Source organism: Rugamonas violacea (assembly GCF_016461825.1).
In the GTDB taxonomy this organism is placed as follows: Bacteria; Pseudomonadota; Gammaproteobacteria; order Burkholderiales; family Burkholderiaceae_D; genus Rugamonas.
The window spans coordinates 43,449-54,300 of sequence record NZ_JAEMNU010000133.1 but is presented as its reverse complement, the minus strand read 5'-3'; the positions used below and the strand labels follow the sequence as shown (position 1 = coordinate 54,300).

Annotated in this window: 12 protein-coding genes; 2 read left to right on the top strand and 10 right to left on the bottom strand. The window is 64.3% G+C overall.

Translation table 11 applies throughout. The features are described from left to right. The first annotated feature begins 374 nt into the window (after positions 1-374). Positions 375-803, top strand: a complete 429-nt coding sequence (locus H7U20_RS25115; protein WP_199761876.1) for a hypothetical protein — start codon at positions 375-377, stop codon at positions 801-803. A 12-nt stretch (positions 804-815) separates the two neighbouring features. Here H7U20_RS25115 and H7U20_RS25110 read toward each other — a convergent pair whose 3' ends face one another. Further along, positions 816-1,451, bottom strand: a complete 636-nt coding sequence (locus tag H7U20_RS25110; protein WP_199761875.1) for a hypothetical protein — start codon at positions 1,449-1,451, stop codon at positions 816-818. A 666-nt stretch (positions 1,452-2,117) separates the two neighbouring features. Continuing rightward, the gene (locus tag H7U20_RS25105; protein WP_199761874.1) at positions 2,118-2,582 is read right to left on the bottom strand and encodes an MFS transporter; all 465 of its coding nucleotides are present in this window, start codon (positions 2,580-2,582) and stop codon (positions 2,118-2,120) included. Between H7U20_RS25105 and H7U20_RS25100 the strand changes: the two genes are divergently transcribed. Next, entirely contained in the window at positions 2,581-2,784 is a 204-nt protein-coding gene (locus H7U20_RS25100) for a hypothetical protein (RefSeq protein WP_199761873.1), read from the top strand. The two genes, H7U20_RS25105 and H7U20_RS25100, sit on opposite strands and share 2 nt — an antisense overlap. Here H7U20_RS25100 and H7U20_RS25095 read toward each other — a convergent pair. From H7U20_RS25095 to H7U20_RS25060, 8 genes are all read right to left on the bottom strand, one after another. Continuing rightward, on the bottom strand, positions 2,769-3,095 hold the full coding sequence (locus H7U20_RS25095; RefSeq protein WP_199761872.1) for a helix-turn-helix domain-containing protein: 327 nt from the start codon (positions 3,093-3,095) through the stop codon (positions 2,769-2,771). The two genes, H7U20_RS25100 and H7U20_RS25095, sit on opposite strands and share 16 nt — an antisense overlap. Next, entirely contained in the window at positions 3,079-3,333 is a 255-nt protein-coding gene (locus H7U20_RS25090) for a type II toxin-antitoxin system RelE family toxin (protein WP_199761871.1), read from the bottom strand. Before H7U20_RS25090 ends, H7U20_RS25095 begins: the two co-directional genes overlap by 17 nt. A 292-nt stretch (positions 3,334-3,625) precedes the next feature. After that, positions 3,626-5,410: an MFS transporter gene (locus H7U20_RS25085; RefSeq protein ID WP_199761870.1), complete on the bottom strand. Its 1,785-nt coding sequence runs from the start codon at positions 5,408-5,410 to the stop codon at positions 3,626-3,628. Positions 5,411-5,431: 21 nt separating this feature from the next. Further along, positions 5,432-6,526 (bottom strand): N-acetylglucosamine-6-phosphate deacetylase, encoded by a 1,095-nt coding sequence (locus H7U20_RS25080; protein ID WP_199761869.1) that lies wholly within the window; start codon positions 6,524-6,526, stop codon positions 5,432-5,434. A gap of 3 nt (positions 6,527-6,529) precedes the next feature. Next, positions 6,530-7,297 carry a DeoR family transcriptional regulator gene (locus tag H7U20_RS25075; protein WP_199761868.1) on the bottom strand — a complete coding sequence of 256 codons (768 nt, stop codon included), beginning with the start codon at positions 7,295-7,297 and terminating at the stop codon, positions 6,530-6,532. 36 nt (positions 7,298-7,333) lie between these two features. Continuing rightward, a complete protein-coding gene (locus H7U20_RS25070) occupies positions 7,334-8,686 on the bottom strand; it encodes a D-tagatose-bisphosphate aldolase, class II, non-catalytic subunit (RefSeq protein ID WP_199761867.1) in 1,353 nt (450 codons plus the stop codon). Next, positions 8,673-9,635, bottom strand: coding sequence for an ROK family protein (locus H7U20_RS25065; RefSeq protein WP_199761866.1), 963 nt, complete (start codon positions 9,633-9,635; stop codon positions 8,673-8,675). The genes H7U20_RS25070 and H7U20_RS25065 overlap by 14 nt, the downstream gene beginning before the upstream one ends. Next, positions 9,622-10,782 carry an SIS domain-containing protein gene (locus H7U20_RS25060; RefSeq protein ID WP_199761865.1) on the bottom strand — a complete coding sequence of 387 codons (1,161 nt, stop codon included), beginning with the start codon at positions 10,780-10,782 and terminating at the stop codon, positions 9,622-9,624. The genes H7U20_RS25065 and H7U20_RS25060 overlap by 14 nt, the downstream gene beginning before the upstream one ends. Positions 10,783-10,852 lie beyond the last annotated feature (70 nt).

Below are 10,852 nucleotides of genomic sequence, written 5' to 3'. Positions count from 1 at the left end.
AGTAGTACGGGACAGCGCCGAGCAGCTGATGAAGTGGAAATGGGCACAGCTTAAATTAACTGGCAGAGTGTCTTGACTGACGGGTCCACTTTAGGGGTCTTCCCGACTGGGGTGATTGAGCAAGTGGACTACTCGCGGATTCGTCACCACTTACCAGGCTGATAGGCCGTGAGGCTAAAATTGCTACCCCCCCCCCATGCAGTCGCATATGAGCCAGGAGTGGCTGTAGATGACGCGGTGAGGGAATGGACACAAGAGGTTCTAAGGTCGTTTCCCCTCTAGGTCTGCATTGCCGGCGCAGTGACAGCGCAGGCAGATACGTTAGAGTCAGTAGCCGCCGCTTCCCATTTTCGCACGACCTGACAGGGCGTTGAATGAACCCAGCCATCTTCTCTTTAATCGGACTTGTAGTCGGTGCTGTATTGCAGTTCTTCTTCACTCGCCACCTTGATAGCAAGAAGCACCAGCGCGAACTACGGTCGAAGGCATACTCCGACTATTTGCTGTGCGTCAGTGAACTAGCAAATTTGGGGCATCAGAAGAACACGCTGGAAGGACGGCAGCTAGGTGCCAAAACCGCAGACGCAAAGTCCAGAATCTCGCTGTACGCTGGTCCTGTCGTCATTTCAGCCTTTGCAGCATTTGAGCGCTTGGGCGCTACCATGAACACCGATGAACAATGTGACTCCTTCATTGATATGGTGGCTGCGATGCGGCAGGATTCGCTTGGTGGCTCATCCGTCACGAATGCAGACCTTCAAGCGGTGGTGCTGGGCGTGCGTCGTGACAAGGCATCTTCTTGATGGTGCCGGCAGTCAGGGCTTGCTACCGAATAGTTCCGTGAGCATATCGGGCAGTTCAGGCCGTTGTGGGTGGGTGACGATGTGTGCGTTGTAGCGGGCGGAGTCGGGCCACCAGTCGAAGTACACGTTCTCGTCCGGGTTCTTGAGAGACTGGGCGTGTGGTTCCGTCAGGTGCAGCGGAATGTGAGCCAGCAGTAGCGGGGTTTTGCTGCCGACGATGATGCTGAATACGTCGATGATGTAGTCGCCTTGTAAGAACTCAAACCGGCTACCGTCCTTGGGTAGTACGAAGTGGTGGTTCAGGGCGATGCCGGTATGACCGACATGCAGGCCGCAGCCGCTGGCTAAGTCGCCTCTACCGCCGCCGCATACCCAGAAGCTGAAATTCTGCTGGCTCTCGCCCCGGCGAAGACGGACGTACATGCTTTCAAGGACGCAGCCTCTGTGGGCGGTAGAGTACAGCAGCGCTCGGAGCCATACTTTCGGTCCATCGCTCCCCGCAGCGTCGAGAAACGCTATCAAGGAAGGCCGCACCATCTTAATAGTGCCTCGCTGCCACAGCGTCAGCCATGCAGTGAGGCCAGCAACGCCCATCGACAGCAACGCAACAATCAGGCTACCAGTTGCAATTTTATCCGCATCAGTCATTGGCCCGTTCCCTATTTGTTGGTTTCGGGCCAGTATAGCGTGGCGGGTTACTGACCAAAAAAATTCCGAGGAAGTGGGGCTACAGTGCCAGGAACTTCGAAGGGAAAAGCCTATGCTTGCCTCGGTTTGTTTAACAGGCCGGTGGGCCGGGATACTTCCCCTGTCTGCGCGGGAAAGATATCTGTGGGGTGAAGGTGGCGACGTGGGATGGTCGCGGGGCGCAGGCTCCATCAAATAAGGTTGTGGGACGGGTAATTTTCCTCGTGCGGGTTTTAAAATATCTGTGGGTGTTGCTAGCGCTTGTGGGCAGCGTTGCACTGACTACCGATGAACGACGCCGTAGCGGGCCTCCTAGTGCGCCTATGCTGCACAGTACCGCTTCACGGTAGCGGTGGGAGTCAACCGCGACCAGAAGCCGTGCTGTCGGCCATGTGTCAGCCAATGCTGTTAGATCAGTCCGCAGTGGCCAGGCGGATTTCGTTCACCTAAAGAAAAACCAGCGACTTCAAAGTCGCGGGTTTTTTTCACTCCAAGAACGCATTATTTTGACCCGGTGGTCTTAATGGCCGTTCCATCACCATTCAAAACATCGCTCAATTCATTCCAGGATTGCAGCCGCCGGCCGCATGCAGAGTCGGTTGATGAGGCGCCTCTGCCCGGCGCAATTTACGCCTTGCTGAAATGCGCCTCGATCTCCTCCAGCGTCTTGCCCTTGGTCTCGGGCAGCAGGAAGGCGGCCGTCAGGAAGTACAGCGCGGCGCAGCCGGCGCCGTAGAAGAACATGGTCGCATAGCCGTACTGGCCCACCGTCGGCAGGAAGGTGGCGGCGATCACGGTCGAGACGAACTGGTTGACCAGCAGCGCGATGCTCATGCCGTTTGAGCGTATCCGCGTCGGCATCAGTTCGGACAGCGCCAGCCACACGCACACGCCCGGGCCGACCGCGAAGCTGGCGACGAACAGGCATGGTTCGCCGTCGCCCCCCACCAGCCGTGCGTGGCCGACGGCACGCTGGACAGATGCACCTACTCGATGCGTAGCAGCCGAACAGTCAACAATTGCATTCAATACGATGGCCAAACCGAAGTGCAAACTTACCGCCGCCCAGAAGTTGGAGAAGGCAAAGTTCATGACCATCTTCATCAACGGAAAGCAAAAGCGCGTGCGTCGTCCGGTCCTGATTGACGGCCTGACTCTCGATGAATTCTACTTGCGAAATGCCGCCCCGATCGCGCTGCATCAAGACGGGCGGTGGGAATGCATCGCGGAGGCCGAACAAGGCGACATCGCTTTCACCGATGCGAACGACGCGGAAAATCAGAAATCCAGCTGAGCTGGCGTGATGCCGAGCGCCTTGGCGATCTTTTCGATTGTCGATTTGCGCAGTGCGCCGCTCGCCTCTTGCTTTGCATAAGATGGCTGGGAAATGCCCAGGCGTGCTGATACTTCGGCCTGGGTGAGCTTGAGGTGCTCGCGCCAGGCTCGAACGGGCGTTGCCCCGTCGACGGTGGCGCTGACCACCTCATGGGGAATCAGGTCGCGGTCCTGCTCATATGTCCGAATAAAGTCGGCATAGGGCATGACCACAAAGGCCGGTTTCCCGTCCGGCCCGTTGATCAGTTGGATATTAGTAGGTGCGTTCATCCCGTTTCCTCACTTCTTGAATTTCTACAATTTTGATTTCCCCGGACCAGTCGAACAGTACTCGGAAATTGCCGACCCTGAGACGGTAGCCATGTTCATGGTTCGTCAGCGCCTTGATGTTCTGGCACGCTGGCATGGCTTCCAACGACTTTACCGCATCGACAATTGGGCGTTGTAACTGCTTGTCCAACTTGCGCAATTGCTTGCTTGCTTTTGGGGTCCATTTAATCAAGTTCATGCTTAGAAGTATAGCTTGAATATAGCTTTATGCAATAATGATCTGGATCTATTTTTTCGGCTCGGTTTTCTACAGCGTCTCTTGCTCGGCAGCGCCGGGCCTTCGCCGCCGCCGACCAGTCGCCGGCGGCGTTTTTATACGAGCTTGTATTGAAGAAGCGGGTGAAGATCAAGAGCTCGTCGCTCCAGCCGCGATCGCCGGTCGGCGCTGCCGTCCTGTACTGGCTGCTGCTGGAACACATTGGCGCGCCGGGATGGGCATATGGCGTGCTCTGGACGCAAGGCGCAAGTGCTCACTTGGCGAAATGCGCTTCGATCTCCTCCAGCGTCTTGCCCTTGGTTTCGGGCAGCAGGAAGGCCGCCGTCAGGAAGTACAGCGCGGCGCAGCCGGCGCCGTAGAAGAACATGGTCGCGTAGCCGTACTGGCCCACCGTCGGCAGAAAGGCCGCCGCGATCACGGTCGAGACGAACTGGTTGACCAGCAGCGCGATACTCATGCCATTCGAGCGGATCCGGGTCGGCATCAGCTCGGACAGCGCCAGCCACACGCACACGCCCGGGCCGACCGCGAAGCTGGCGACGAACAGGCAGATCGCCGTCGCCACCCACCAGCCGTGCGTCGACGACGGCACGCTGGACAGATGCACCTGCTCGATGCGCAGCGGCGCGTTGCGCGCTTCGGCCGGATCGGCGAACGGATTCAGATGCAGCCGGCGGAAGAACTGGCCGATCACGCTGTCCGCTTGCACCGTGTCGGCGCGGCTCATCTGTAGCGGTGCCAACGCGGGGTCGTCGCTGCGGCGCGTCTGCACATTGGTGAACGGACCATAGGCGTAGGCCACCGTCAGCTGTTGCGGCGGGCCGCCGGCCGGCGCGCCCAGCGCCTGCAAGGTGGCCGGGTCAAGCCGCAGCTCCAGGCTGTCGCCCTGCACGCGCGCCGTGACGGCGGCGCGCACGTCGCGCTGTTCGCCTTCCACGCTGCGGAACAGCAGGCCAGCCGTCAGCAGCGCCAGCACGATGCCGCCGCAGCCCAGCATCAGTAGGAACTTGCGGCCCTTGCGGTCGACCAGGACCACCGCCACCACGGTCATCACCGCGTTGAGCACCTTCAGGCCGACGTCGGCCAGGTTGGCGGTGGAACCCGGCAGGCCGGCTTGGTTGAGGATATTCACCACGTAGGCGAGGATGGAATTGATGCCGGTGGCCTGGGTCAGCGCCAGCACCAGGCAGGCCAGCAGGAAAGGCAGCACGTAGCGGCGGCTCAGCAAGGCCTGGCGCGCGCCGTCCTCGCCGCTGCCATGCACCGGCGCCCGCTGGATGTCGAGCAGTTCGGCTTCCGCTTCGGCGGCGTTGCGGGTGCGCAGCAGCGCCAGTTTGGCTTGGGCCATGCGGCCGTGGCGCGCCAGCCAGCGCGGCGACTCGGACAGCAGCAGGCTGCCGGCGGTGAACACTAGGCCGGGCGCAAGGCACATCCAGAAGATGCTGCGCCAGGCGTGGTCCTTGGCGCTGAAGATGGCGGCGCCGCGCGCTGCTTCATCCAGGCTTTGCGCCGCAGCGGTGGCGGTTTCCACCGACTGGGCCTGCACCAGGCCAATCAGCGCGGCGGCCACCAGGCCGATGGTGAGTAGCAGCTGGAACAGCGCCGCGCCCCGGCCGCGCTCGCGCGCATGCAGGCATTCGGCCAGATACAGCGGCACCACCACGCCGATCAAGCCGCCGCTGACGCCTTGCAGCAGGCGGCCCAGCAGCAGCGGGCCGTAGCCGTCGGCCAGCGCGATCAGCGGAATGCTCAAGGTGAACAAGGCGCCGGACAGCACCATCGCCCAGCGTCGGCCGATCCAGTCGGCCAGCGCGCCGGCAAACAGCGACGACAGCACGGAGCCGAGCAGCACGGCGGCGACAATGAAGCTCAGTTGCTGGGTGCTGAGCTTCCAGGCCACCGAGGCGGTCGATTCGAGGTAGGGCAGGGCACCGGCGATGATGCCGATGTCGATGCCGTATAGCAGTCCACCCATCCCGGCAATGAACAACATGAAGGCCATGGTTCTGGCGGGGGCGCTGGGCAGGGTGGCTTGCATCGTAACTCCGTCGTCTAGTGTCTAGTGGGTGGAAAGATCGATGGCTTCGCCTTCGACGAAGACGGCCACCGGTTGCAGGTCTGAATTGAGCACGACCATATCGGCCCAGGCGCCGGGCGCCAGGCGGCCGCGCTGCGTTTCGCCCAGATAGTCGGCCGGAAAGCGCGACAGGCGGTTGGAGGCGTCGGCCAGATCGAGGCCGATGCTGATGAAATTGCGCAACGCCTGGTCCATCGTCAGCACGCTGCCGGCCAGCGAGCCGGTGGCCAGGCGCACGCAGCCCAGGCACTTGAACACGCGCTGGCTGCCCAGCGCGTACTCGCCGTCCGGCATGCCGGTGGCGGAGGTGGCGTCGGTCACGCCGTACAGGCGCGGGATGGCGCGCAGCGCGGCGCGCAGGGCGCCGGGCTGCACGTGCAGCAGGTCGGGAATGACTTCTGCGTATTCGGCGTGCGCCAGCGCGGCGCCCACCATGCCGGGCTGCTGGTGGTGCGCGCCGGTCATGCCGTTGAACAGGTGGGTGAAGCCGGCCGCGCCGGCCTGCAGCGCTGCCACGCCGTCCTCGTAACTGCCGGCGCTGTGGCCGATCTGCACACGAATGCCCATGTCGCGCAGTTGCGGAATCAGCGCCAGGTGGCCGGCCACTTCGGGCGCCAGCGTCAGCACGCGGATCGGCGCCATGGCATGGAAGCTTTGCACCAGCTCCAGGCTGGCGGTGACGACGTCGGGCGGCTGGGCGCCGAGCCGCTTCAGGTTGAGGAAGGGGCCTTCCAGATGCACGCCCAGCATGCGCGCGCCGCCGGCCGGCCGCTCGGCGATCACGCCGGCCAGGCCGTCGAGGGCGCGGCGGATCGCCGCTTCCTTGGCGGTTAGGGTGGTGCCCAGCAGCGCGGTGGTGCCGTGGCGCGCGTGGCTGCGCGCCACGCTGGCGCCGGCGGTGCCGCCCTGCATGATGTCGACGCCTTCGGCGCCGTGCACATGCAGGTCGATAAAGCCCGGCAGTATCGTCAGCGAGCTGTCGGCGGCGGGATCTTCACGTATCTGCTGGATGCGTTGATCGAAGTCGAGATGGCCGGTGATCCAGCCAGTGGGGGTGAGGATTCTGCCGCTAAGCACGCTTTATTCCGCTATAAGTAATTCGATGCCCAGCGCTTGCAGCCCTTCGCGGTACTCGGGGCTGATGCTGGCATCGGTGACGACTGTGTGAACCCGGTCCAGCTGCACGATGCGGTGCAGGCTGACGCGGCCGAATTTGGAGGCGTCGGTGAGGACGATGATTTTCTTGGCCCGTTCGACCATCTTGTGATTCAGGCTGGCTTCGGCCTCGTGGTGGGTGGTCACGCCGAATTGCAGGTCGAAGCCGTCGACGCCGAGGAACAGCTTGTCGAAGCTATAGGCTTGCAGGCAGGCCTCGGCCTGGCTGCCCTGCACCGACAGCGACTGCTTGCGCAGCAGGCCGCCGGTCAGGATCAGGTCGACGCCGGGCGTGTGCGCCAGCTCCCATGCGATGTTCAGGCCATTGGTCAGCACCGTCACGTTCTGCGCCTCGCGCAGCTGGCGCGCCAGCGAGATGGTGGTGGTGCCGGAATCGATGATGATGTTATCGCCCGGTTGCACCAGCCGCGCCGCCAGCGCGCCGATGCGTTCCTTCTGCTCGTGGTTGATCGCATCCTTCTGATCGATGGTGTGCTCGGGCGGCGGGGTGCGCGTCAGGATCGCGCCGCCGTGGCTGCGCGTGGCCAGACCTTGCGACTCCAGTGCGGACAGGTCGCTGCGGATGGTCACGGCGGAGACGCCGAGCCGCTCCACCAGCTCGGCCACCTGGACCGAGCCGTGTTGGGTGAGCATTTGCAGGATGGACTCGCGACGTTGACTGGTATTTCGCATGATGGCGTATTTATCGATTTGAAAAAAACGACGAGCTTAACAGATCGATGTTGGCGTGCCGGCCATCGCCGCCGCCGTTGTCGCTATCGCGGCGGCGTTGCGGTTGCAGGCACGCGCGTACTGTGCCAGCACGCGGCCGACCTTGTGCTCGACCAGTCCGCGCGCCGTTTTGCCCAACTGCCCTTGCAGCACTTCCAGATACTGCTCCGGCAGGTGCTGGCTCAGCAAGGCCAGCGGGATCTCGCGCGCGTCCAGGTTGGCCAGCAGCTTTTCGATGGCGGCGGCCACCGGCGGCTCGCCCCAGTAGTAGCGGCAACGGTCGCTCAGACCGTAGCGGCGCAGCAGGCGCTGTTCCTCGCTGCTGCCCGGATAGTGTTTGCGCCAGTGCTGCGGCTGCGCCAGCATCACGTCGTCGAGCACCTGCATCAGTTGCGAGGCTTCGGCTTCCGGCACCAGTTCGCGCTCGATCTGGCACAGCGCCAGCAAGCCTTCGCGCATGGCGAAGGTGGCGGCCGGGCCGACCTTGAGGATCGCGAAGTGGTCGCGCACCATCTCGTGCAAAGCCGATTCGCGCTGGTAGTCGGTGGAGTGGGCCTCGAACACCAGTCCCGGCTGGCCGGCGATGAAGGCCGACAGTTCGGTCGCTTGCGCCGCATCGTAATGCTGGATCTGGCTATGGTCGAAGTCGACGCCGGGCTGCACCACCATGGCCAGCACGCGGCGCCAGGCGGCATGCAGGCCATGTTCGAAGAAGGCGCTGCGGTGCACGTCCAGCGTGCGGGCCGCGGCGGATGGCGCGGTGACGGTGCCGGCCTGGGCCAGCGAAGCTTCGCCACCCGGTATCGGCACTTCGGTGCCGATCACGTACACCGGCGCCGGCAGGCCGGCCTTGGCGGCGGCGTTTTCGGCCACGATGGCCAGCCGCACCGAGCGGGCGGCGATGGTCTCGTCGCTCAGGAGCAGCGGATCGTCGGCGCAGCGCATGCTGCAATCGAGGTGGATCTTGTGGAAGCCGGCGGCGGCGTAGGCGGCGATCAGCGTTTCGGCGTGCGCCATCGCGGTGGCCGCGTCCAGCGCCTGCCAGGCGTTGGGGCCCAGATGGTCGCCGCCCAGCACCAACCGCTCGCGCGGGAACTGCTGTTCATCGGCCAGCTTGTGCACGTAGTCGCGGAAGGCGTCCGGCGTCATGCCGGTGTAGCCGCCGAACTGGTCGACCTGGTTCGAGGTCGCCTCCACCAGCAAAATGGTGCCGTAGCTGGCCGCCACGCGCATCGCGGCGCGCATGACGATGGGGTGGCTGCAGCAGACACTATATATGCCGGCCGCTTCGCCGCGCCGGTGGGCGGCGACGATTTGCTGGACAGGGGACAGGGTATCAGTGGAAGTCATGGTGCTCACGCGAGAGTTGTTGTTTGGCCAGCAGGGCTGCGCCGCGCGCGCCGCCGGCGTCGCCGAAGGCGGGCCGCAGGATGGGCGGCACTTGCACGCCGGCGAATAAGTGGCGGTGCATCGCGCCGGGCAGTTGTTCGTACAGATGCGACAGCTGGGACAGGCCGCCGCCCAGCACGATCACATGCGGGTCCAGACCCAGCACCAGGTTCGCCATGGCGTGCGCCAGCAGGTCGACATGCACCGCCAGCGTATGCGCGGCGGTGGTGCAGCCGGCGCTGGCGCGCGCCACGATCGCCAGCGGTGCCGCGCCGTCGCCGCCGAAGTGGCGGTGCAGCTGGCTCATGCCGGGGCCGGACACATAGCGTTCCATGCAGCCGCGCCGGCCGCAAGGGCAGTCGTGCACCGGCAGGCCGTGCAAAGTCATGAGCGGGGCGGGCAGCAGCCAGTGGCCCCATTCGCCGGCGATGCCGTTGCGCCCGCGCAGCAGCCGGCCGTCGACGCAGAAGCCGCCGCCGGCGCCGGTGCCGATGATGGCGCCGAACATGCTGGATTGGCCTTCGGCCGCGCCGCCCTGGGCTTCCGACAGCGCGAAGCACTGGCAGTCGTTGCCGAAGGCGAGCTGGCGCTGCAAGGCTTGCTGCATTGCGCCGAGCACCAGCCGGCCGTTCAGCGCCGGCACATTGGAGCTGATCTGGCGTCCGCTGGCGCTGTCGGTCATGCCCGGCAGGCCGATGCCGACCGGTGCGCGCTGGCCCAGCGCCGCGTCGCCGCGCGCCACCAGCTCCTGTATCGCCTGCACGAAGGCGGCGAAGTCGGTGCCCGGCGTGGCGATGCGTTCGCGGTGCGCCTCGACCAGTTGACCATCGGTGTCGTGGTAGGCGACCAGTTCGATCTTGCTGCCGCCGATATCGACGCCGTGGTAAGCGCCGGGTTTAGAAATCGTCATGGCGGTAGATGGTGACGCCTTGCACGACCCGGTTGACGGTGCCGCCGGCGAAGGGATTGTCGGGGCGCAGTTGCAGCAGCGCCGATTGGTGCAGTGCGTATTGCTGGGCCATCAGCAGCCACAGTGGCGCCAGCCAGGCGTCATGCCAGGTGGCCGCGCCGGCGTCGTTCCAGACCGCCGCGTCGATGCCGATTTCGGCGTCGACGCCAACCGTCAGGCAGCGTGCGGCGATCTGCTCGCGTTGCAGCTCTTGCAGCAGGTCTTGCTCGTAGCGGCGCGCCAGCGGGCTGGCGCTGCGGAACAGCACCACCAGCGTCTCGTCGTTCAGCGCGGCCTTGGGGCCGTGGCGGAAACCCAGCGCACTATTGGCCATCGCCAGCACCTGGCCGCCGGTCAGTTCGAGGATCTTCAGCGCGGCCTCTTTGGCCAGCGCTTCGAGCGGGCCGCTGCCCAGGTAGACCACGCGCCGCACCGGTTTCGCGGCCAGCGCCGCCACCGGCGCAGACCAGTTGCGCAGCGCCTGTTCGCCCAGCTGCGCCAACGCTTCGAGGCGCTGCGGCTGGACGTTCGGACTGAGTGCGCACAGCGCCGCCAACAGCATGCAGGTGAAACTGCTGGTCATGGCAAAACCACGGTCGCAGCTGGCGGGCGGCATCATCAGGTTGAATACCGATTTGTCCTGCGCGCCTTGCTGGGCCAATTGTCCGCTGGGGTTGCAGGTGATGTTCAGGAAGCGCACGTCGCGCACCACTTCACGCAGCAGTTGTACGGTCGCCGTGCTTTCCGGGCTGCTGCCGCTGCGCGCAAAGGACACCAGCAGCGTCGGCGCATCGGCTTCCAGATACAGTTCGGGATGGGTCAGCAGGCTGGTGGTGGCCACCGCGCGCACTTGGCACGGCCAGGCCGCATTGAGTTCGTCGGCGACGATCTCGCCCACATAGGCCGAGCTGCCGGCGCCGGTCAGGATCACGCGCTGATGTGGATTGCGCAGGCTGTTGCCGAGGAAGTCGGCGAGGCGCGTGCGCTCGGCGGCCAGATGGCCGGCCAGCTCGCGCCAGAGGGTTGGCTGTTGGGCGATTTCTTCGGCGGTGTCTAAGCCGCCAATGTCGCGCCAGGCTTGGGGGAGGCGCTGGAGTAGGGTGGTCATTGAAATAAGTGTCTGGTTGGCTTCATCGGAAGATTAATGATTTTATTTCGAAAAGTCAAACTCGAAAGTA

Excerpts from the sequence above, each read along its gene's own strand:
- H7U20_RS25115 (WP_199761876.1), top strand. The coding sequence starts at position 375 with ATGAACCCAGCCATCTTCTCTTTAATCGGACTTGTAGTCGGTGCTGTA.
- H7U20_RS25110 (WP_199761875.1), bottom strand. The coding sequence starts at position 1,451 with ATGACTGATGCGGATAAAATTGCAACTGGTAGCCTGATTGTTGCGTTG.
- H7U20_RS25100 (WP_199761873.1), top strand. The coding sequence starts at position 2,581 with ATGACCATCTTCATCAACGGAAAGCAAAAGCGCGTGCGTCGTCCGGTC.
- H7U20_RS25105 (WP_199761874.1), bottom strand. The coding sequence starts at position 2,582 with ATGAACTTTGCCTTCTCCAACTTCTGGGCGGCGGTAAGTTTGCACTTC.
- H7U20_RS25095 (WP_199761872.1), bottom strand. The coding sequence starts at position 3,095 with ATGAACGCACCTACTAATATCCAACTGATCAACGGGCCGGACGGGAAA.
- H7U20_RS25090 (WP_199761871.1), bottom strand. The coding sequence starts at position 3,333 with ATGAACTTGATTAAATGGACCCCAAAAGCAAGCAAGCAATTGCGCAAG.
- H7U20_RS25085 (WP_199761870.1), bottom strand. The coding sequence starts at position 5,410 with ATGCAAGCCACCCTGCCCAGCGCCCCCGCCAGAACCATGGCCTTCATG.
- H7U20_RS25075 (WP_199761868.1), bottom strand. The coding sequence starts at position 7,297 with ATGCGAAATACCAGTCAACGTCGCGAGTCCATCCTGCAAATGCTCACC.
- H7U20_RS25070 (WP_199761867.1), bottom strand. The coding sequence starts at position 8,686 with ATGACTTCCACTGATACCCTGTCCCCTGTCCAGCAAATCGTCGCCGCC.
- H7U20_RS25065 (WP_199761866.1), bottom strand. The coding sequence starts at position 9,635 with ATGACGATTTCTAAACCCGGCGCTTACCACGGCGTCGATATCGGCGGC.
- H7U20_RS25060 (WP_199761865.1), bottom strand. The coding sequence starts at position 10,782 with ATGACCACCCTACTCCAGCGCCTCCCCCAAGCCTGGCGCGACATTGGC.